The organism is Candidatus Manganitrophus noduliformans, assembly GCF_012184425.1.
In the GTDB taxonomy this organism is placed as follows: Bacteria; Nitrospirota; Nitrospiria; order SBBL01; family Manganitrophaceae; genus Manganitrophus; species Manganitrophus noduliformans.
On record NZ_VTOW01000005.1, the window covers coordinates 292,289 to 313,647 of the forward strand.

The following is a 21,359-nucleotide window of genomic DNA, read 5'->3' on the forward strand; positions in this document are numbered from 1 at the left end:
CTCCCTGATCCTTTGCGATGAGATTGTTCTGTCGTTTATCGTTGCTAATTCATGCAGCCTTGGTATGGTGATGGGCATGATGTCCTGCAGCACCGGGTTGTTTCTGAGCAGCCGCAAGGATTCTTCCCTTCTCCGCTTCATTTTGATCCGAGGAGATCTTGGCTCGTCGCAACAGTTGAGCGTTCATCGCCACCACGATCGTGCTCAACGACATCAGGAGGGCGCCGACCGCCGGCGAGAGGACGATGCCGTAGGGTGCCAAGATCCCCGCCGCCAGCGGCAGGGCAACAATGTTGTAACCGGCCGCCCACCAGAGGTTTTGATACATTTTGCGGTAGCTCGCCCGGCTGAGCCGGATGATCTTCACGATATCGAGCGGGTTGCTCCTCACCAAAATGATCCCAGCCGATTCAATCGCCACATCGGTGCCGCTTCCGATCGCGATCCCGACCTCCGCTCGGGTCAGCGCCGGCGCATCGTTCACTCCATCGCCGACCATCGCGACCCTCTTCCCCTGGCGCTGTAGCTCGGCGATCTTCTGATCTTTGTGCTCGGGGAGTACCTCCGCAAAATAGCGGTCGATCTTGAGTTCCTCGGCCACTGTTCTGGCCACCGCATTGCTGTCGCCGGTGAGCATCGCGACCTCCACTCCCATTGCATGGAGTTCCTCGACGGCGCGTTTACTCTCCGGTCGGATGACATCCGCCAGAGACACTCCGCCGATGACCTGCTTGTTTTCGATGACGTAGACCGCTGTCTCTCCTTTTTGGTTTGCCTCCCGCTGAAAGGTCATCAACTCCTCCGGGAGATCAAGCCGGATCATCTCCAACAATCGGGGCCCCCCCAGGAAGATCGCTTTGCCGTCATGATTCGCCCTCACACCCCGCCCCTTGATCGCCTCAAAATCAACGACCTCTGGTACGATAAGGTTTCGATTCTCAGCGGCCTTCCGAATCCCTTGGGCGATGGGGTGCTCTGAATCTCTTTCCAATGCCGCAGCAAGGGTGAGGATTTCCGCGTCACTCCTTCCGGCAACAGCGGCGATCGTTACGACGCCGAAGGCTCCTTCGGTGAGGGTTCCCGTTTTATCAAACACCACCATGTTTATTTCGCGGGCTTTCTCCAACGCCATCCGATCCCGCACGAGAATGCCGTTTCGAGCGCCCATCGCTGTGGTGATCGCCACCACCAATGGAACAGCCAGGCCTAACGCGTGGGGGCAGGCGATGACTAAAACCGTGGCGACCCGAGCGATGACGTCCACATTGAGCCCCACCGCAATCGTCCAAAGGAGGGCGGTCAATGCCGCAACACCAAGCGCTACATAGAAAAGAAGATTCGCCGCTTTATCAGCGAGAACCTGGCTCTTTGACTTGCTCTCCTGGGCCTGCTTTACCAGCCGCATAATCCCCGCAAGCGCCGTCTCTTGCCCGGTGGCGGTGACCCGAATACGAAGGCTGCCGTCGGCATTGATTGTGCCTGCGATGACGCGATCTCCAGGACGCTTGAAGACCGGCTTTGACTCTCCGGTGATCATCGATTCATTGACTTCCGATTCTCCCTGTTCCACCTCGCCGTCGGCGGGAATGCCGGTTCCGGGGCGAATCAGGAGGCGATCCCCGCCCCGCAGATCAGTCGCCGGGATCTGAGCGATACTTCCGTCTTCCTCGATCCGCTCTGCCGTATCGGGCAATAGCCGGGCGAGTTCATCCAGAGCGCCGGATGCCTGACGGACACTTCTCATTTCGATCCAATGGCCCAGCAGCATCATGTCAATTAAAGTAACCAGTTCCCAGAAGAAGCCCATCTGCCCCGGCATGAACAACGCTGCCACGCTGTAGCCGAAAGCGACCGTGATGGCGAGCGAGATGAGCATCATCATCCCAGGCCGACGCCGGCGCCATTCGGGAATCGCCATCCTGAGAAATGGAAGACCGCCATAGAAGAAGATGAAGACGGCCAAAAGGGGAGTCATCCATCGGCTTCCAGGAAAATAAGGCATTGTAAATCCGAGCCACTCTTGGATCATCGGATCGTACAGAACGGTTGGGATAGAGAGAAGCAATGAAATCCAGAACCGTTTTCTGAAAGTCTCCTCGTGACCGGTGTGATCGATGTGAGTTGCGTGGTTCTCCTCCGTTTTTCCATGGGACATATTCATATCGCTTCCGTGTTGATGAGATTCATGATGGTGTGCGTGCTCTTTCATCGCCTTCTCCTTTGTGGATAAAATGTACTGATTTGTTCCCGCCGTCTCTATAGACGTGCAACTGATATTTCGGTTACATCATTTTGATCAAGTCCTGTTGTCTCCATAGACGGAAGAGGTGCCTCGCGGTTACACCTTGGGAGGCTGTATTGTAAGTTTCTGAGATTAAAAGGAAATCAGCAAGGCGCTCAAAGTGCTTACGACAAAAGGATAGTAATAAGGGGCATCCGGAATCAAAAAATGGAAGGCGAGAAAAATTATCCTCAGCGGCAAATCTGCTGAATTTGGTAGGAAGTTGGACGACCTCTTAATTGTGCTTGCAGGTGCAGTCGAGGCAGCCGTGCTTCGCACACGAGCGGCAGGTCTCCTCCAAGCGTTCGCGTAACGCTTGGCGGGCCCGGTGTCGGCGAACCTTCAGATTATTGAGGGTGATTCCGAGCCCTTCGGCTACTTTCTTTGGATCCCGCTCGTTCAGATCGAGTGCTTCAATCAGTTCGCCATATTCTGGCTTCAATGTAGGGATGAGCTCTCGAAAACAGTTACAGAGGTTCTCCTCATCCTCAGGGGTAATGGCAAGATCCTTCTCTTCAGAATAGGGCTCAAGATGTTCTGTTTCAATGTGTTTCCGTCGGTAAACGTCGATGATTGCATTGTTCAGGATTCGGTAAAACCATGGAAGGAGCTTCTCCTCATCTCGTAAATCTGGCGCTGCTCGGAGCGCCTTGATTAGGCTCTCCTGGAGCACATCTTCCGCTAACTCGGGGCTTGAGAGTCGCTTCCTTACGTAGCCGAGCAGCTTTTCCCGATGGTTAAGCAGTTTAGAAACGACTTCGTCGTTCATCCGAAAATCCTACAGGTTCCGCTTACTGCTATATAACACTGGCATTGAGACAGAGAGCGAGGTGATCTTAACATATGACTATGTTTTAGATCTATTAGATCTGTTAGATCTGTCGGGAGCAAGCTTAAAGATCAGTCACAACATAATTTTTCTTCTTTCAAAGCCTCGTATCCCTCTTTAGCGGCAAAAAAGACGATGATCAAACCATCCACCGGGTCCGCCCACCTTTTTCGGGGAAAGGTCAAGGTGTAGCCGCGGTTGCCTTTGACATCGCTTGAAAGTTCAAGTTCTGTTTTCAATGGCAAATTGAATCTCCCATTCGTCGCAAAGTGAAGGGCTGCTGCCCATTCCTGCTTATTAACCCGGTTTCACCTTCACCCCCTCCTTCACCGCATCACTCGGATAGACAATCACCTGTTCTCCAACTGAAAGCCCCCCCTCGATCATCGCCTCGGCCCCGCTTCGCCGTTCCACTTCGACCGTCCGTTTCCGCGCCCGTCCATCCGAGAGGGTAAAGGCGGCCCAGCGATCTCCTTCCCTGAAGAGCGCGCCGGAAGGAACCTTTAGAGCGTCCTCTTTGGTAAAGACGAAAATCTGCGCCTCCACCCGGTATCCGTCTCCCAACGTCTCCCATCGCTCCCGGGGGGAGGTCAGGTCGATCACCACGTTGACCCGTTGCTCTTCCACACCGAGGGCCGAGATCTTCGTGAAGGCGGAGGGCTCCACCCGGCGGACGCGCCCTTCCAGCGGGGCTTCCCCGCCGTACCGGACGATCCGCGCCGGCATTCCGGGCCGGATGTCGACGGCATCGGTCGTGAGAACATCGACGACGACTTCCAGATCGGACGGATCGGCGATTTCCAGCAACGGGGTTCCGAGGGGGACGACCCGCTCGCTTTCTTGCAGAATGCGCAGCACCTTTCCATTCACCGGCGAACGAATTTCCAAGCGCTCCCCCGCGCCGGCCCCTTGTTTGGCGCGGATCAGCGCCGCGCGCGCCAGGTCGACCTGATGCTCGGCGACTTGAGATTCGAATTGCGCCGCCTCCAACTCCCGCGTCCGGAGGGTGACCGTCAGCTCTCTCTGCTCTCGTTCGGCGGCCGAAACCAGTCCTTCCTCCGCCAACTGGCGGGCCCGTTCAAGATCGCTTTGCGCTTGCGCGAGGGCCGCTTTCGCCCGCTCGACGGAGGCGCGCGCCCGCATCCGCTCCGCCTCCGCCGCGCCGAGCCGCTCCTGCAGTTCCCGTTCCGTCCGGACATCGAGCAGGGGAGGGGCCGCCGGAATCATCGCCGCCAGGACATCGCCTCGTTTCACCGAATCGCCCGCTTCAAGTTGAATCCGCAGGAGCTGTCCCGCCAGCGGTGCGGAGATCAGATAGCGCTCCCGGACGCGTGTCATTCCCTCCTCTTCCACCGACTGCGCAAAGGGGCCTTGAGCCACCGGGGCGGTCTCCACCTCCACCGGCTTCGGCAAGAAGGCGACGATCAGGAGAGCAAGGAGGCCGAAGAAGATCGCCGCCGAGATTCCTCTTTTGATCCATCTTCGCATCATTCCCTCGTTTTCAAAACCCCGACCAGATCGAGATGATCAATCCGATTCCGCACGATCAGCGCGCTGACGACCCCGGCGATCAGAATCGCTAGAACCGCATAGGCGTAGGTTCGCGGGGCAATTACCATCGGAATGATAAAGTTCTCGGAGTGGGCCGACCGAACCAGTCCCAGGGCGAGGAGATACCCAAGCCAGAGGCCGAATGGGATTGCCAGAATCAGCTCCGCCGCCAGCTCGCCGAGTAAAAGGGCCGAGACCTCTCCTCGCGTGAAGCCGAGGATCCTCAGACTGGCGAGCTCCCACGCCCGCTCCGCCAGCGCGATCCGGGCGCTGTTGTAGACGACCCCCACCGCAATCGCGCCGGCGAAGATCGTCACGATTGTCGTGAAGAAAAAGATGTTCCGGGCCGATTCCTTCTCAAACGTCTCCAGCGCGGTTCGCTTCATCCCCACCGTCGCGACGGCGGGAATCTCCTTCAGGCGGGCGTTGAATGCATCGACCCCGGCGCGATCGACCCGGACCGCGACCGAAGAGATCAAGTTTCCTTCTCCCATTGCCCGATTCAACGCGCCGATTTCCATATAACCGACCATGCCGACGAGGTCATTCACCAGGCCGGCAACGAGAAGCGTCCGCCGGGTCCGCTTCCCCTCCAGCGATTCCACCTCGATCCGGTCGCCCGGTTTTACGCCGAGACGCGCCGCCAGGCGATCGGTCAAGAGCAGCCCGTCGTGGGGGAGCGGGATGGGGTTTCGATCGGCATCGAGGAGCTGCCTCAGCTTCCCCTTTTCGGGAAGTCCCATGACGGCGGTTCGATAGCTCCGGTGTCCGGCGCGCAGTTGGACCGGAACGCTGCGCGAGGGCTCCGCGTAGAGAACGCCGGGAATTTCGTCGATCTCATAGCGGACCGCTTCGGAGAGCGGCTCGATGAAGTTGATGTCGGCGTCTTCCCGCTGAATTTCGTCGAACTGGACTCGGATCAAATAGTCCACGGCGTCGCCCCAGAAGGTCCCGCCGATGATGATGGCGATCGACGAAGCGATCCCGAACGTCGTCAAGGCGGCTCGCAAGGGGCGGCGCTCCAGTGTCCGGACGACCATGCGGGTTTGTGAAGAGAGAAGATGCGCCCATCCGAGCCGTTCCAGAATCATTCTCCGGAAAGTCGCCGGCGCCGGCGGGCGCATCGCCTCGGCCGGAGGGAGGGACGCGACGCGCCGGACCGTCTGAAGCGCCGCCGCGACCCCGGCCGTGAGGCTGATCGCGGCGGCCAAAAGCGGAATCCAAGGTTGAATCCGGTAGGTCAGCTGAGGAAAATGAAAGAAGCGGGTGTACATTCCGGTCATGTAATATCCGAGCCAAGCGCCGATCCCGATCCCCCCCGCGATTCCGGCCGAGACGATCACCAGAACGAACTTCAGGTAGTGAAGCGCAATCGTCCGGTCGGCATAGCCGAGCGCTTTGAGAGCGGCGATCTGCTCCCGCTGCGTGCTGATCTGGCGGGCCAAGACGACGTTCAGCAGAAAGGCGGCGACCCCGAGGAAGATCGTCGGAAAGACGGTGGCGTTCACCTTCAACTGATTGAGCTCCTGGTCCAGAATCCGATGCGAGATCTGATCCTCGCGGCCATAGGCGCCGAGCCCGCCGTAAGGGGCCAGCAGCCGGTCGAGAGCGCTGATCACGGCGGGGGCGTGGGCATGCGGCGCCAGCCGCAGCGTCACGAAATTAAAGGCCCCCTCCATATTGAAGGCCGCCTCGACTCCGTCCCGCTCCATCCAGAAGATGCCGAATCCCTTGTCGTCCGGGAAAGCGCCTCCCCGGTTCGCGTAGATATACTCCGGGGAGAGAGCCACCCCGACGATGCGAAGTTCCTCTCTTTTTCCGTTCAAGAGCGCCGCCAGGCGATCCCCCGGCTGAAGCCCCCGGGCGATCGCAAAGCCTTCGGAGACGAGGACTTCGTTCCGCTCCCCCGGCTCGATCCATCTTCCTCTTCGGAGGGTCAGCCGGTTCAAACGGGGCGGGCGGCCGTCGGTGAGACCGATCATCCGTCCGGTCACCGGTTCGGCGACATTCGGAATGTCGAGGGTGACATCGAAGAGGGTCGTTGTCTCGGCGTCCGAAACGCCGGGAAGCTGCACGATCGGGTCGGCGAGCGATTCGGGGGCCCGTTTCACGCCGGAGAAGAGGTCGGCGAAGCGGGTGCTTTCATAGTAGGATTGGCGCGACCCGTTGAGCGAATCGTAGGCGGTCAGCATCCCGATGAATCCGCCGATGCCGGAAGCGACCACCAGCGCGATCGTCACCGCCTGGCCCTTCATCCGGGAGAGGTCCCGGAGCAGCTTGACGTTGAGCATCTTCACCAGCGAAGCTCCCCCGGGGTGAGTTTGCGCGCGTTTTTCTCGATCGACGCGATCTGGCCGTCGGCGAGATGCATCACCCGGTCGGCCATCCCGGCGATCGCGGCGTTGTGGGTGATCACGACGGCGGTCGTTCCGAATTCCTGATTGATCCGCGCGATCACCTCCAGCACGACCTTCCCGGTTTCATAATCGAGCGCCCCCGTCGGCTCGTCGCAGAGAAGGACTTCCGGGCGCTTGGCGATGGCGCGGGCGATCGCGACCCGCTGTTGCTCTCCTCCCGAGAGCTGGGAGGGGAAATGGTCGAGCCGATGCTCCAGCCCCACCCGCCGCAGCGCCTCCTCCGGTTTCAACGGGCGCTCGGCGATTTCGGTCACCAAGGTCACGTTCTCCCGCACCGTCAGGCTGGGGATCAGGTTGTAGAACTGGAAGACAAAGCCGACATGCTCCCGGCGATATTGGGTGAGGCCCCGCTCGTCGGCCCGCCCGAGGTCGTGGTTGCGCCAACGGGCTTCTCCGCTCGTCGGCGTGTCGAGACCGCCGAGAATGTTCAAGAGGGTCGACTTGCCGCTTCCGGAGGGGCCGAGCAGGACGATGAATTCACCTTCGTAAATATCGAGATCGACCCCGCGAAGCGCATGAACCTCCACCTCACCCATCCGGTAGATTTTTGCGAGTCCCCGGGCATAAAAAACGGTTGTCTGTGTCAGCTCATTCAATGGCGTTCCTAATGGAGGGACCGAGGCCGCCGCGCGGACGGCGGAAAATGGCCTTGTCGATTCTATTTTGAGGGAGGACTGAAATAGGGGCAATCCCCCGAAGGGGGTGTTCGATGCGCCGATGGGATTAGAGAGAATTCGTTGATAGGAGGTTTATCGCTTCGGCTAAAGTTTTTCCCGAGAACCTTTGAATTCTCCGTTCGTTTCGACAAAAAGAGGGGGTGTTGGAAGATCCGCCGGGTGTTCCCTGCCGGCGATGATACGCATTCTCTCCTCCATCTCATGCAGACGCTTCATCACCGCCGCATTTAGCGTCCCCTCCGGATAGGTTCCGTCCGGCTGCAGGGTCCCGGCCGGTTGTCCCGTCAGAATTTCGATCGCCTCATCGACGTTCGAAACCGCATAGATATGAAACCGTCCGGCCGCGGCCGCTTCGACCACTTCCTCTTTGAGCATCAAATGTTTTATATTTTGTCGCGGGATGATCACCCCTTGCTCCCCCGTCAGGCCCAAGATCGTGCAGGTGTCGTAGAAGCCTTCGATCTTTTCATTCACCCCGCCGATCGCCTGGATCTCTCCGCGCTGGTTCATCGAGCCGGTCATCGCGATTCCCTGCCGGAGGGGGATCTCCGTCAGCGCCGAAAGAAGGACGGCCAGCTCTGCGGCCGAGGCGCTGTCTCCTTCCACTTCAGCATAACTCTGCTCAAAGCAGAGGGTGGCCGAAAGCGAGATCGGGTTGTCGCGACCGTAGCGCCCGCCGAGGTAGCCGGAGAGGATCATCACCCCTTTGTTGTGTGTCTTCCCGCTCAGATGCGCCTCCCGCTCGATGTTGACGATGCCCGATTCTCCCATGAACACCCGGGCGGTGATTCGAGAGGGACGGCCGAATGAGAAATCTCCCAGATCGATCACCGAGAGCCCATTGACTTGACCCACCGCGGTCCCGCCGACATCAATCATCAAGGTTCCCTCCGCAATCCACTCTTGGATTTTTTCTTCATAGAGATTGGACCGGTAGGTTTGCTCTTTCACCGCCCTGCGCACGTCGCTGCAAGAGACCGTCGCTTTTCCCTCTTTGTGCGCCCAGTGGCTCGCCTCCCGGATCAGGTCGGCGATCGGGCTGAATTGCAGGGAGAGTTTTTTCTGATGTCCGACCATTCGGGCGGCCTGCTCCAAGAGGGCGGCGACGGCGGTTCGATCGAGGTGGAGAAGTCCTTCCTTCCGGCAGAGCCATGCGGCGAAGCGGCCATATTGGAGGGGGGCTTCGTCGGTCCACTCCTGCTCCAGATCAAAATCGACTTTGACCTTAAAGAGCTTCGCGAAGTCTTCATCGAACGTTCGCAACAGGTGGTAGATCAAAGGGCTTCCCACCAGAATCACACGGAGACGGACCGGGATCGGGTCGGGCTTGAGCACCGTGGTGGCGCTGATGCCGTAGAGGTCTCCGAGATCTTCGATCTTCACCTCCCGGTTTTTGATGGCCCGTTTGAGCGCCTCCCAGGAAAAGGGATTGCGCAGAAGGTCGACAATGTTCAACAGCAGATAGCCGCCGTTGGCCTGAAGGAGAGAGCCTGCTTTGATGAATGTGAAATGGGTGAAGAGGGTTCCGAAGCGCCCCCTTTTCTCGATCCGGCCGATCAGGTTGTTATAGGTCGGATTAACCTCTTCGACCCAGGGGGCTCCTTGGGCGCCGCTGTTATCGACCACCACGTTGACGGCATAGCGGGTCATCAACGCCTGGGCCGGCGCGGCGTCGATTCCGGTGAACGGGAGAGGGGTCTCCGGTTGGGGAAGAAAATCGGCGAAGTTCGCCACGATATTTTGCTGCAATGAAGCGATATATTCCGCCACATGGGGGAGGTCGTGATATTTTTCTTGGAGGCGCTCGAAGGCGTCCTCCGAGGCGTAGCGGACCACCCGGCGATTGAGCTCATCCAGCTTCCGGTTCACCTCTTCCCGAATCACACGGACTTGTTGGACGAAGCGGTGGACCCGCTCATGAACCTCCTTCTCCTTTTTCTCGATTTCCACGCGGGTCTCGGGGTCTAAATTTTTGATCTCCTCCGGCTCCAACGGTTTTCCTTTGAGGAGGGGGGTCATCATCACCCCCAGAACCGAGAAGTTGATTGCAAAACCTTCTTCTTCGGCCTGTCTGTTCAACTCCTCCGCCGCCTTCGAAAACGCTTCCTCGATCAGGCGGCGCTGATCTTCATACTCTTTGCTTTGGAACGCCTTCTGAAACGCTCCTTTCAGAACGCCGATCAGTTGGTCGACATCTCTCTGAAAGAGTCGTCCCCGGCCGGCGGGGAGGTTCAGCGCCTTTGGGCGATCTGGGTCGTGGAAGTTGTTGACGAAACACCAATCGTCGGGGGTCGGCTGCGTCATTGCCAGGCGAGCGATCATCGACTTGATGATCGTGCTCTTCCCCGTTCCGGGCGTTCCCGAGAGATAGATATTGTAACCCTGATCCTGAATGGAGAGACCAAAGTCGATCGCCCTGAGGGCGCGCTTCTGGCCGATAATGGTCTCCTCGGGAGGAAGCTCCTCCGTGGTTTCGAAAGGAATTTGCAGGGGGTCAAAACGATGCGTGAGCTCTTTCTCCGCCACCTTCCAGCGATGATCAGCCATGGATTCACCCTCCCGTTCGATCACATTCGCATCTATCCCGCACAACATTAAACACGCCACGCTAGTATCAATATGAAGAGATGAGGGGAAGATCACAATACCCCCTTTGGGGGGTTGCTCCTTTCTCGGGTTCTGCGTGAGAATGAGACAGAAATTCCGATCATCTCAACGTTGAGATAAGGCAGCCGATGTCGATGGAAAGCAAACAGCAGACCTTCTCATTCTGGTATTTCATCATCGCCATGATTGCCCTTTTGGCGGTGGAGAGCTATTTCGTTTCACCCCACGCGGAGACCCTTTCCTACAGCGAATTCAAGGTCCTTCTGAAAGCGGGGAAAGTGTCGAACCTGACACTGGGTGAACGCGACATTTCCGGTCAGTTTCATTCGGAGGGGGTGCAAGGGCTTTTCCCCGAAGAGAGGGGAAAGGAGCTGGAAGAGCTCGAAGGGAGCGAACATCGTTTTATAACGACACGCGTTGACGATCCGTCTTTGATCGAGGAGCTGGACCGGATGAAGGTGCAATACGCCGGCAAGGTGGAGACGACCTGGATCGTGACCCTTCTCTCCTGGATCATCCCGGCCTTGCTTTTCTTCGGTCTCTGGGCGTTTTTCTTCCGAAGGATGGGAGCCGCCGGCGGGATGATGGAGATCGGCAAGAGCAAGGCGAAGGTCTACATGGAAAAGGAGACAAAAGTCACCTTCGACGATGTCGCCGGCATCGACGAGGCCAAAGCGGAGCTAATGGAAGTCGTTGAATTTCTCAGAAGCCCCGAAAAGTATCGCCGGTTGGGTGGGAAGATCCCGAAGGGGGTGCTGATCGTCGGGGCCCCCGGCACCGGCAAGACGCTGCTCGCCAAAGCGGTGGCGGGGGAGGCGAAGGTCCCTTTTTTCTCGATGAGCGGGTCGGAGTTCGTCGAGATGTTCGTCGGGGTCGGCGCCGCGCGGGTGCGCGATCTCTTCGCCCAGGCGCAGGAGAAGGCCCCCTGCATCATCTTCATCGACGAGCTCGATGCCTTGGGCAAGGCCCGCGGGATCAGCCCGATGATCAGCCATGACGAACGGGAGCAGACCCTCAACCAGCTTCTGGTGGAGATGGACGGCTTCGACACCGCCAAAGGGGTCATTATCATGGCGGCGACGAACCGGCCGGAGATTCTCGACCCTGCGCTGCTTCGTCCGGGACGGTTCGACCGGCATGTCGCCCTCGACCGGCCCGATCTCAACGGCCGGGAGAAGATCCTCAACGTCCATGCGAAGCAGATCACCCTGGCGCCGGAGGTTGATCTTCGCGCCATCGCCGCCAAAGTCCCCGGATTCGTCGGGGCCGATCTGGCGAACCTGGTCAACGAGGCGGCGCTGCTGGCGGCCCGGAAGGGAAAAGAAGCGGTGGAGACGGCCGACTTTGACGAAGCGATCGACCGGATCGTCGCCGGCCTTGAGAAGAAAAACCGGGTGATGAATGCGAAGGAGAAAGAGACGGTCGCCTACCATGAGGCCGGGCACGCTTTGATCGCAGAGTGCCGTCCCCATGCCGATCGGGTTTCCAAGATCTCGATCATTCCGCGGGGGGTGGCCGCCCTCGGGTATACGCAGCAGCAGCCGACCGAAGACCGGTATCTGCTCAAGAAAACCGAACTGCTCGATCGGCTCGATGTGCTTCTCGGGGGACGGGTGGCGGAGGAGATCATCTTCGGCGATATCTCGACCGGGGCGCAGGATGACCTGCAGCGGGCGACCGATCTGGCCCGTCACATGGTCACCCGGTTCGGAATGAGCGAACGGCTCGGCCTGGCCGCTTTTGCGTCGCCCGCCGGAAATTCTTTTCTCCGCCTTCCAACCTTTTCGGAGGGGAGAGAATACAGCGAGCGGACCGCCCAGGCGATCGACGAAGAGATCGGAAGGCTCCTGGAGGAGGCGCATGCCAGGGTCAAAGAAACGCTCGTCATGCAGCGGGGGAAGCTTGAAGCGTTGGCGAAACTTCTCCTTGAAAAGGAGGTCATCGATCGACCGACCCTGGAACAGGCGCTCGAGATCGGGGAAGAAACGGTCGGCGCGGCGGTGACGGAGGGCAGGCCATCCAACGAAGAGGGAGGGAATCATCATGCCGCTTTATGAATACAAATGTCTTAACTGCGATAAGGAGTTCATAGTCGCCCTTACCCTTTCGGAAAGGCAGCGGGGCGTGATCGTCCAGTGTCCCGGCTGCGACAGCAAGAAGGTGAGGCAGATGATCAGCCCCTTTATCGCGAAGACCGCCAGCAAGACGGCTTAAGAGGAAAAGGGTGTCCCTGTCCACCTTTACGGAGGTGGCATTATCCAAGGAGGATCATATGAAGCTGACTCCGAACACAAAATGGGACGGGTTAAAAAAGTGGTTTTTTAATCTGTTCGAGAAGGAAAAATACCCCGCCGTGATGGTACGCGTTGAGGCGTTCTTACGCGAGAACGAAATCCCATACCGAATTCTGCAACATCCGGAGGCATCGAGCGCTTCGGAACTGGCCGAGTCGCTCCATGTTTCCGGAAAACGGGTGGCGAAAGTGGTCATTGTCCGCGCCAAGGGGCGTTACGCGATGGTGGTATTGCCTTCGCATCTGCAGATCAATCTTCAACGTTTGGCGCGTTTGCTGAAGGTAAATCATCTGCGTCTGGCCGCCGAAGGGGAGTTAAAAGCGCTCTTCCCGGACTGCGAGGTCGGGGCGATGCCCCCTTTCGGCAATTTGTACGGGATTCCCGTCTATGTCGACGTCTCGATGAGGCTCGATCCCCTTTTTGTTTTTGCGGTCGGGACGCGCCATGACGCCATCGAAATCTTCTATCGGGATTTCGAGAAATCGGTCAAGCCGAAGGTTGGAATTTTCGCGGCGGTTCCGATCGAGCGGCTTGCGGTTTGATCGTCTCACAGGAGAAAAGAATGAAGCAAAACAAAAGAGGGAAGAGCGACGTCTCCCGGATTTTGGTCCCGACCGATTTCTCCGAGTGCTCATCCGATGCGCTTGATTATGCAATGGCCCTGGCCAAGCCGCTTAACGCGGAACTTATTTTGGCCCATGTGATCGAGCCGTTCCCGTATACGGCGGTGAATGCGATCGCTTTCATCAATTATGAGGAGCGCCTGATTCCTGAAGCCCGGTCGCTGCTCGATGAGCTGTCGAAGCGGCCTCTCAGAGAAAAGCTTTCGGTGGAAACACACCTGAGCACCGGGATCGCTTCTCGGGAGATCATCAGACTGGCTGAACGTGAAGAGGCCGACCTGATCGTGATGGGAACCCACGGCCGCACCGGAATCGATCATCTCTTCACCGGAAGCGTCGCGGAAAAGGTGGTCCGTCTTTCGCCCTGTCCCGTCCTGACCGTTCACTTCCGGTCGTCGGGCTCCAAGCGAAAGACGGCCGCACCGAAACGAAAGAGCGCAACGAAGTTATAAATCGCCCCCTGCGAAAGCAATGGGTTATCTTGATGAAAAAAAGCGATCGTTTCATCCTGAAATTTTCGAAACGCCGGCTGGCGATGACGGCCGGGGCGCTCTTTGCCGTTTTTGTATTGTCGGAGGCGCTCCCCCAGGAGCGCGACCCGATCACCGGCCGAGACTATACGGGGGTTTGCGCCAGCTGCCATGGATCGAAGGGGATCAGCACCAACCCGATGGTTCCCAGTTTGGCGGGTCAAGACCGCTCCTATCTGATCGGGCAGCTTCAGGCCTTGCGGGATAAGCGCCGTCGGCATGCGGCGATGGAAGGAATCATCGCGGAGATGGCCGACGGAGACATCGCGTATATGGCGACTTACTATTCGAAACGGATTCCGATGACCGGCAAGAAGCAGCTTATTTTTAAAAAGCGGGAGAAAGGGGAGCCCTTTTACAAGAAATGCCGGGGGTGCCATGGCGATCGCGCCGAAGGTCGTGACGGGATTCCTCGCCTGGCCGGTCAGCAAGCGGTTTATCTTGAAAAGACGCTGTTGGCCTATCGGGCAGGAGAGCGGTCAGCAGCCGGAATGAATGAGTCGGTTTTTGCCCTAAGCCCTGAAGAGATCAAATCGCTCTCACGCTTTCTTTCAACCCTGAGATAAAAGGCCGGACTGATCATCAAAACACCACGTTCGAGGGATTGAGATGAGGAAGGGATCTCTGCAAGATAGAAACAAGGATACAGTTTTAAACCAAGGAGGGAGCCGTGATGATAAGGCGCAATAATCGATGGATCGGCATGGGTTTGATCCTTATTTTTCTCGTCGCGGGGTCGGCTTCGGCTTTGGTCGAGATCTCCAAGAAGGCGGAGGTGCGGGCCGATCAGGACGACATCGATGCGATCCTGGATACCTTCGATCAGGCGGAGGAGTCACTGCAAGCGGAGAATCTTTCCGTGATCATGTCGGTCTATTCCGACGGCTACCTCAATCGGGGTCTCCGAAAAGAGGAGACCTCTCGAATCTGGCAGGATATCTTCAAGCGATATGATCGGCTCTCTTCCCGTCATCTCTTTTCTCGGATCGTCGTAGACCCGAACGGCAAGACGGCGAAAGTGACCTGCACCGGATCGCTGTTCGGCGTCTCGGTCTTCAAAGGTGGAGCCCGTTCGGAGGCGGTCCAAATCGACACCTGGTTCGAAGCGATCCATCATCTGGCGTTCGAAGAGGGAGAGTGGCGGATTATCGGCCATGACCCTTCAGAAAAAGAACGGGATCTCTTCGGGTCGGCGATTCACCTATTGTTCTGAAAGGAGGGAGAGAATGCAGCTTCCATTAAAAATCACGGATCGGAGCATGGATCTTTCAGAGGCAGCGAGAGAGGAAATTCGGGAGAAATCGGAGCTGCTCAATAAATATTATGACCGGATCATCCGGTGTGAAGTGATTGTTGATGCGCCACATCGTCATCATTCGAAAGGGCTGCTTTATGAGGTGCGGATCAATATTACCGCCCCCGACGCGGAAATGATCATCAAACGTGAGACCGATGAAGATATTTATGTCGCCATCCGAGATGCTTTCGATGCGGCGCGACGCCGCTTGGAGGATCTTGCACAGCGGCAGAGGGGAGACGTCAAGAGACATGAGCCTCCTCCCTATGGTCGGGTTGTTCAGCTTTTTCCCGAAGAAGGGTACGGTTTTCTGGAAACGCCGGACGGCCGGGAGATCTACTTTCACCGAAACAGCGTATTAAACGGCGGCTTCAAGCAGCTGACGATCGGATCGGAGGTCCGCTTTGCCGAGGAGGAGGGAGAGAAGGGACCCCAGGCGAGCACCGTGGTAAGCATATAAAATTCCGGAAGAGGAGAACGATGATGTATTTTAGAAATCGCCGGCATGCGGCGGCACTTCTCGCTGAAAAGTTAGCCCGATACAAAGGGCAACGTCCATTGGTGCTCGCCATCCCGCGCGGTGCGGTCCCGATGGCAAAGATCATTGCCGAGCAGCTTGAGGGGGAGATGGATGTGGTGCTGGTTCACAAACTGGGAATGCCGGGCAATCCGGAGTTGGCCATCGGGTCGGTTGATGAATCAGGTCACGTTTATCTTCTTGAATACGCTCACACCATCGACTTTCCCGATCGCTATATTTCAGCCGAGCGAGAGCGCCAGGTAAAGACGCTGCGGGAGCGGCGCGCCCGCTACACCCCGGTCCACCCGCCGATCGATCCGGCCGGACGGATCGTGATTGTGGTGGACGACGGAATCGCGACGGGAGCGAGCATGATGGCGGCCCTTCTTTCAATCCGCACAAAGCGGCCGAAGAAGATCATCGTTGCCACGGCGGTGGCGCCGTATGACAGTCTCCAAAAGATTCAAGGGCTGACAGACGAGGTCGTCTGCCTGGACGTGCCCCGTAATTTTTATGCGGTGGGAGATTTCTTTCAGGAGTTTTCTCAGGTGACCGACGAGGAGGTGATCGACCTTCTCCGGCAAGGCCGATCCGAATCGGAGAAGACAAAATCGATGAGCGAGGTGTCGCCATGACAACAAAAACAAGAGGGAGCGGAATTCGAAAACCGGGCGGAGAGCGGATTACCCACTGGCTGGGGCTGCAGAAAGAATATCTGCACGATACTTACAAGGCACGCGGCAAACCGGCGTCGCCGACCGTTTGCCCCGAGTGCGGGGCGATCTTCCGCAGGGGCCGCTGGAGCTGGGGGGTGCGACCCGCCGGTGCTAATGAAGAGAGCTGCCCCGCCTGCCATCGGATCCGGGATCGTTATCCCGCCGGGATCCTTCATCTGAGCGGGCCGTTTTTCAAGGCTCACAAGGAAGAAATATTAAACCTGGTCCGCCATAAGGAAGCCGAAGCGAAGCGGGAGCATCCTCTTTGCCGGATCATGACAGTGGCGGAAGATGAATTCGGCGTGATTGTCACGACGACCGACACCCATCTTCCCCGCCGGATCGGCGAGGCGCTCTGGCATGCCTATCATGGGGAGCTCGATCTCCATTATGGGCAGGATCCGAGGTTGATCCGGATGAATTGGAAGGCTTAGACGATCGCGGTCCTATTCGTCAGCAGATCCGTGGGAGTTGATTGCCGGCCAACATGTCGACCCTTCGGTCGGTCCCGATCGTGCTTTTCATGACGACGGAGACGCCGCCGTCCTCGGTGACGCGGCCGATGAGGGAGGCGTGGATCCCTAAAGGATCGGCGCGCAGAATCGATAAGGCGCGCTCGGCATCGCGCGGCGCGACAAAGGCGACAAACCTCCCCTCATTCGCGACGTAGAGCGGATCGAGGCCCAATATTTCACACGCCCCCCGGACCGCTTCTTGGATCGGAATTCGATCCTCCTCGATTCGGATCGTCACCCCTGCCGCTTCCGCAATTTCGTTCAAGGCGCTCGCCAAGCCCCCGCGGGTGAGATCGCGCAGGCAGTGAAGCTCGATCCCCCGGGAGAGGAGCGCTTCAATCAAATCGGCCAGCGGGGCCGAGTCGCTCTCAATCGCCGTCTCGAACGCCAAGCCCTCTCGGGCCGCCATGATGGCGATGCCGTGCCGTCCGAGATCGCCGTTGACGAGGAGAAGATCTCCCGGCCGCACTTCTCCAGGCCCGATCTTTTGAGAATGCCGCTTGATCCCGATCCCGGCGGTGTTGATGAAGATCCCGTCCCCTTTTCCGCGATCGACGACTTTGGTGTCTCCGGTGACGATCCGGACGCCCGATTGCTCGGCCGCCCGCTGTATCGAGACGACCACCCGCCAGAGTGTTTCCATCGGAAGCCCTTCTTCCAGAATAAACCCGACGCTGAGATAAAGCGGCTTCGCCCCGGCCATCGCCAGGTCGTTGACCGTTCCATGGACTGCGAGCGATCCGATATCTCCCCCCGGGAAGAAGAGGGGGTGAACAACGTAAGAGTCGGTGGTAAAGGCGGTCTCGCCGTTTAAGGAGAGCAAGGCGGCATCATGAAGAAGAGAGGGGGAGGCCGGACCGAAGACCGGTAGGAACATCTTCTCGATCAGCTGCTTCATCAATCGCCCTCCCCCGCCGTGGGCGAGGAGGATCTGCGGGTACTCTTGGATCGGAATGGGGCAGAAGGGGGATTCCATTTGCCATTTTCCATTGATCATTTTTCATTTTCCATGAACTTACGGACAAGATCGGGGCGGGGCAATTTTATGCGGTCGGCTCCGGCGACGGGTCTGGGTTGGCATCGAGTTCGGCAACCCTCTTGGACAGCTTATCGATCAAAGATCGGCCCCCTGTCTGACCGGCTAACGATGAAGCTAACACACCGCGCAATTATTCTAGATTTTCAATCTGAAAAGTTAAGCTTTTTTTGCCAGTCTAAGAAAAATGGGATTTTAGTTTCCCAAATATTGCCTTGTGACTCAACCTCGATCGTTTGTAACTTCAATTTGTCTTTAACTTTTCCCAGAAATTCTTCCGATAAGGTGATCATACAGTCACCACTAAATGTTACAAACCATCCACTAACTTGAGTTAAATCTTGAAAAACATCAAACATGGCGTCCTGAAGAGTTGTATCTTTACTTTTGACCTGATTTAGCATGAGATTCGAGATGACTTCTTCCGACATATAGTAATTTGTATTTGCATTGCACTCACCAAGGAAAAACTGGAAATTTGTATCATTTGGAATTGCTTTCAATTGTTTATTTATTTCGTCAAAAGATGGATAGTGGAAAGAAAAATTATTACGAATTGATTTTATAAGATTCTTTTTGCCGAAGTACTTTTTCAGATTTCTCAAAGCTTGTTGCCCATCGTTTGTAAGTTTTGACTCATATTGCTTAGATAATTTAGATTTAAAAAAGTTCATTTCTAGAAGGACCCAACTCTCGTATAACTTTCCAATAATAATCCTGGCTATTATTGATGCTTGCATTGAGTATGCTTTTCTTACAACTTCGGTCTCTGATCTATTTTCAGAAAGGATCATCAATTTTGTAAGAACACTTATTTCATTTGCGAGATGGCCCAAGAGTATGAAGAAAACTCTCTCTTTTTCAGGAAATAGACTAAGGTGATCTTTGGTCAGATAAAGTTTTTGAATAATCATTTAGTCTCGTAGTAATAATCAGTCGGGGCCAGGTCTACAGAGGCCGAAAAGGGGACAGGCTAGTTTTCTCTCAGTCATTCTTAAGATTCACTGCCAGTGATTTCAGAAAAATCAGCCTGTCCCCTTTTCTCTTTTCTAGCCGTGCGTAGCTTTGTCAGCTTCATCTTGGTGTTGGGCGTCGTTCTGCGGCTCGCATCGCACACCCGCGAGCTCATATCGAGTCCACGGTTTTTCCGCGTTCCCCTCCTTCGGAAGAAGCCGGTGCTCCGCCTCGGTAACCACTACCCCAATGTTCAGTTCCTGCAAGCGGCCTTGAACGACTTCCACTGAAGGATTACTGAGCGCGAACAACGCAGCGATCTGCGATGCCCGTGGGTACAGGTGCTCGTGGCGTAGCGCCTCCCCCTCATATTTAAGCTTGCTGGTTACGATGCGACCGTGTTTCTTCTTGCTTGCGAGGGCGCCCACGCTCCAGTAGCGGCACCCCTGGTACTTACCGGACGCCTCCGAATACTTCCACAACAAGAGAGAGCACAGTTCACGGAAGTGGCGATCCATCGTGGGCGTCAGCGCATCCGCCGCTTCTCGCCGCTTTCGTTCCTGTAGGAGCACTACCAGGAGATCGGCTGCTGACGAGCGTTCCTGGTCAGGTATCCGATGCATCGTTCACCGAGGCTCTTTCCTACGCATGCCCAACCAATGATTAGACAGTTAGGGAACGGTAGCAAAAAGTTTTTGCCGCGTCAATATCCCGGAAGGAATTATTGACATATCTCTTCAATATCATCATTATGCTTTGCAACCGACCAATACGCGATTTTGGATATTCCATCTAGGCAGATATCGATGCTTCCTATCCCTGACGATATTTTGAAATATGAAACCGTTCTTAAAAACGGGCGATTCCCGTTTCTCGCTAGGCCGATTGCCAACTGAGGGATTCCATTTGCCATTTTCCATTGATCATTTTTCATTTTCCATTTTTAGCGAACCGTTGGTTTATCGATTTTGGGTCTACCAGAGCGGATTGTTTTTATTGAGGCGGTGATGATTCGACACAATTCGTTATTCTCATTCATCAATTCGAGAACATTTTCAGAAGAAATGAGATTACTTTTATCGATCATTCGAAGCCAGATTGAGGTTTCATTCAACTCTTTTAAAACAATACTTAACTTGTGGATGAAATCTGACCGGCTTTCAGCTCCTCTGGCTTCGCCATAGTTCGGGGCAGGAGAAGTTCCGGATCGTAGGATCTGTCCGGCAATATGTTTGCCGGACGGTGTATTCGGTAGTTTGTTAGAAAGCCGTATGATACTGACCGCAAACTCAATCAACCTTTCCTCAAGCCCATCGGCCCTTTCCTGAGTTTGCTCTGGTTGATTTGCCATTTGCCATTTTCCATTTGTTATTTTCCATTTTTCAAATGGCAGATGATAAATGGCAAATGAAAAATGGAAAATTTCTTTTATGATCGGTATCGATAATACGCCGCGCACGCTCCTTCGGACGAAACCATTGTCGCGCCGAGCGGGTGCTCCGGGGTGCAACGGAGACCGAAGGCGGGGCACTCATTCGGCTTCTTCAGTCCTTGGAGAATCAAACCGCTGAGGCATTCCGAGGATGTTTCGGCGGCGCTTTCCTTCAGCCCGAATCTCCGCACGGCGTCGAAGGCTTCATACCGTCCGCTCAATCCGAGCCCGCTCTGCGGGATCTCGCCGACCCCGCGCCATCGGCGGGGAACGATCTGGAAGACCTCCCGGATTAACTGTTGCGCCGGCTGGTTTCCCTCGCGCAGGACGGAGCGGGTGTATTGGTTCTCGACCTCACAGCGTCCTTCCTCCAGCTGTTTGATGCAGAGGTAAATTCCTTGCAGAATGTCGATCGGCTCGAATCCGGTGACCACGATCGGAACCCGGTAGCGCGCAGCGATCGGCTCATATTCGGCATATCCCATCACCGTGCAGACATGCCCCGCGGCGAGAAAACCTTGGACGAGACGGTCCGGGGAGGAGAGGATCGCCTCCATCGCCGGCGGAACCAGGACGTGGGAGACGAGCATGGAGAAATTTTTAATCCCTTGTCGATCGGCTTGATAAACCGCCATCGCCGTGGCGGGGGCGGTCGTTTCGAATCCAACGGCAAAGAAGACGACCTCCCGTGCCGGGTTCGCCCTCGCGATCTCAACGGCATCGAGCGGGGAGTAGACGATCCGGATCTCTCCGCCGCGCGCCTTCGCCGCGAGCAGATCTCCCGACGTCCCGGGAACCCGGAGCATGTCGCCGAAAGAGCAGAGGATCACATCGGACCGGGAGGTCAGCGCGATGGCCAGGTCGATCAATTCGACCGGGGTCACACAGACGGGGCACCCCGGCCCGTGCAAAAGGGTGATCTCTTTCGGCAGCAGCGCATCGATCCCGAACTTCACGATGGCATGCGTCTGGCCGCCGCAAATCTCCATGACGGTCCAGGGCCGCGTCACGATCCGGGCGATGGCGTCCGCATATTTGCTGGCCGTTTCGGCTTCGCGGTACTCGTCAATGAAACGCATC

Annotated in this window: 21 protein-coding genes; 9 read left to right on the top strand and 12 right to left on the bottom strand. The window is 56.8% G+C overall.

Translation table 11 applies throughout. The annotated features are described in order from the left end of the window. Positions 1-49: 49 nt before the first annotated feature. From MNODULE_RS21320 to MNODULE_RS21350, 7 genes are all read right to left on the bottom strand, one after another. Positions 50-2,161 (bottom strand): copper-translocating P-type ATPase, encoded by a 2,112-nt coding sequence (locus MNODULE_RS21320; RefSeq protein WP_422666767.1) that lies wholly within the window; start codon positions 2,159-2,161, stop codon positions 50-52. Positions 2,162-2,516: 355 nt separating this feature from the next. Beyond that, positions 2,517-3,050, bottom strand: coding sequence for an RNA polymerase sigma factor (locus MNODULE_RS21325; protein ID WP_168063197.1), 534 nt, complete (start codon positions 3,048-3,050; stop codon positions 2,517-2,519). Positions 3,051-3,181: 131 nt separating this feature from the next. Beyond that, positions 3,182-3,355 (bottom strand): hypothetical protein, encoded by a 174-nt coding sequence (locus MNODULE_RS21330; RefSeq protein WP_168063198.1) that lies wholly within the window; start codon positions 3,353-3,355, stop codon positions 3,182-3,184. A gap of 52 nt (positions 3,356-3,407) precedes the next feature. Next, positions 3,408-4,601 carry an efflux RND transporter periplasmic adaptor subunit gene (locus MNODULE_RS21335; RefSeq protein ID WP_202882304.1) on the bottom strand — a complete coding sequence of 398 codons (1,194 nt, stop codon included), beginning with the start codon at positions 4,599-4,601 and terminating at the stop codon, positions 3,408-3,410. Continuing rightward, on the bottom strand, positions 4,598-6,952 hold the full coding sequence (locus MNODULE_RS21340) for an ABC transporter permease (protein WP_181071161.1): 2,355 nt from the start codon (positions 6,950-6,952) through the stop codon (positions 4,598-4,600). Before MNODULE_RS21340 ends, MNODULE_RS21335 begins: the two co-directional genes overlap by 4 nt. Before the next feature lie 2 nt (positions 6,953-6,954). After that, positions 6,955-7,614 carry an ABC transporter ATP-binding protein gene (locus tag MNODULE_RS21345; protein WP_168063251.1) on the bottom strand — a complete coding sequence of 220 codons (660 nt, stop codon included), beginning with the start codon at positions 7,612-7,614 and terminating at the stop codon, positions 6,955-6,957. A 225-nt stretch (positions 7,615-7,839) separates the two neighbouring features. After that, positions 7,840-10,302: an ATP-binding protein gene (locus tag MNODULE_RS21350; RefSeq protein WP_168063200.1), complete on the bottom strand. Its 2,463-nt coding sequence runs from the start codon at positions 10,300-10,302 to the stop codon at positions 7,840-7,842. Between the two features lie 194 nt (positions 10,303-10,496). On the opposite strand from MNODULE_RS21350, the gene ftsH reads away from it, so the two are divergent. The 9 genes from ftsH (at position 10,497) to MNODULE_RS21395 (ending at position 16,776) form a co-directional block, all read left to right on the top strand. Next, positions 10,497-12,419 (top strand): ATP-dependent zinc metalloprotease FtsH, encoded by a 1,923-nt coding sequence (gene ftsH, locus MNODULE_RS21355; RefSeq protein ID WP_168063252.1) that lies wholly within the window; start codon positions 10,497-10,499, stop codon positions 12,417-12,419. Continuing rightward, positions 12,406-12,576, top strand: coding sequence for an FmdB family zinc ribbon protein (locus tag MNODULE_RS21360; RefSeq protein WP_168063201.1), 171 nt, complete (start codon positions 12,406-12,408; stop codon positions 12,574-12,576). Before ftsH ends, MNODULE_RS21360 begins: the two co-directional genes overlap by 14 nt. A 58-nt stretch (positions 12,577-12,634) precedes the next feature. Further along, positions 12,635-13,198: an aminoacyl-tRNA deacylase gene (locus MNODULE_RS21365; protein ID WP_168063202.1), complete on the top strand. Its 564-nt coding sequence runs from the start codon at positions 12,635-12,637 to the stop codon at positions 13,196-13,198. Positions 13,199-13,218: 20 nt separating this feature from the next. Then, complete coding sequence (locus MNODULE_RS21370; protein WP_168063203.1) at positions 13,219-13,731, top strand: universal stress protein; 513 nt, start codon at positions 13,219-13,221, stop codon at positions 13,729-13,731. A 32-nt stretch (positions 13,732-13,763) separates the two neighbouring features. Beyond that, entirely contained in the window at positions 13,764-14,375 is a 612-nt protein-coding gene (locus MNODULE_RS21375; protein ID WP_168063204.1) for a c-type cytochrome, read from the top strand. Positions 14,376-14,482: 107 nt separating this feature from the next. After that, complete coding sequence (locus MNODULE_RS21380) at positions 14,483-15,022, top strand: hypothetical protein (RefSeq protein ID WP_168063205.1); 540 nt, start codon at positions 14,483-14,485, stop codon at positions 15,020-15,022. 13 nt (positions 15,023-15,035) lie between these two features. Continuing rightward, positions 15,036-15,566, top strand: a complete 531-nt coding sequence (locus MNODULE_RS21385) for an HPF/RaiA family ribosome-associated protein (protein ID WP_168063206.1) — start codon at positions 15,036-15,038, stop codon at positions 15,564-15,566. A 20-nt stretch (positions 15,567-15,586) separates the two neighbouring features. Next, entirely contained in the window at positions 15,587-16,261 is a 675-nt protein-coding gene (locus MNODULE_RS21390; RefSeq protein WP_202882306.1) for a phosphoribosyltransferase, read from the top strand. Next, entirely contained in the window at positions 16,258-16,776 is a 519-nt protein-coding gene (locus tag MNODULE_RS21395; protein WP_238339676.1) for a BCAM0308 family protein, read from the top strand. Before MNODULE_RS21390 ends, MNODULE_RS21395 begins: the two co-directional genes overlap by 4 nt. Positions 16,777-16,795: 19 nt before the next feature. On the opposite strand, the gene hypE is transcribed toward MNODULE_RS21395, so the two are convergent. From hypE to hypD, 5 genes are all read right to left on the bottom strand, one after another. Continuing rightward, the gene (gene hypE / locus MNODULE_RS21400) at positions 16,796-17,854 is read right to left on the bottom strand and encodes a hydrogenase expression/formation protein HypE (RefSeq protein WP_238339677.1); all 1,059 of its coding nucleotides are present in this window, start codon (positions 17,852-17,854) and stop codon (positions 16,796-16,798) included. A 185-nt stretch (positions 17,855-18,039) separates the two neighbouring features. After that, a complete protein-coding gene (locus MNODULE_RS21405; RefSeq protein WP_168063207.1) occupies positions 18,040-18,807 on the bottom strand; it encodes a hypothetical protein in 768 nt (255 codons plus the stop codon). Positions 18,808-18,942: 135 nt separating this feature from the next. Then, positions 18,943-19,365, bottom strand: a complete 423-nt coding sequence (locus MNODULE_RS21410; protein WP_238339678.1) for a hypothetical protein — start codon at positions 19,363-19,365, stop codon at positions 18,943-18,945. Between the two features lie 425 nt (positions 19,366-19,790). Further along, a complete protein-coding gene (locus MNODULE_RS21415) occupies positions 19,791-20,306 on the bottom strand; it encodes a four helix bundle protein (RefSeq protein WP_202882307.1) in 516 nt (171 codons plus the stop codon). Further along, complete coding sequence (gene hypD, locus MNODULE_RS21420) at positions 20,276-21,358, bottom strand: hydrogenase formation protein HypD (protein ID WP_168063209.1); 1,083 nt, start codon at positions 21,356-21,358, stop codon at positions 20,276-20,278. Before hypD ends, MNODULE_RS21415 begins: the two co-directional genes overlap by 31 nt. Position 21,359: the final 1 nt, after the last annotated feature.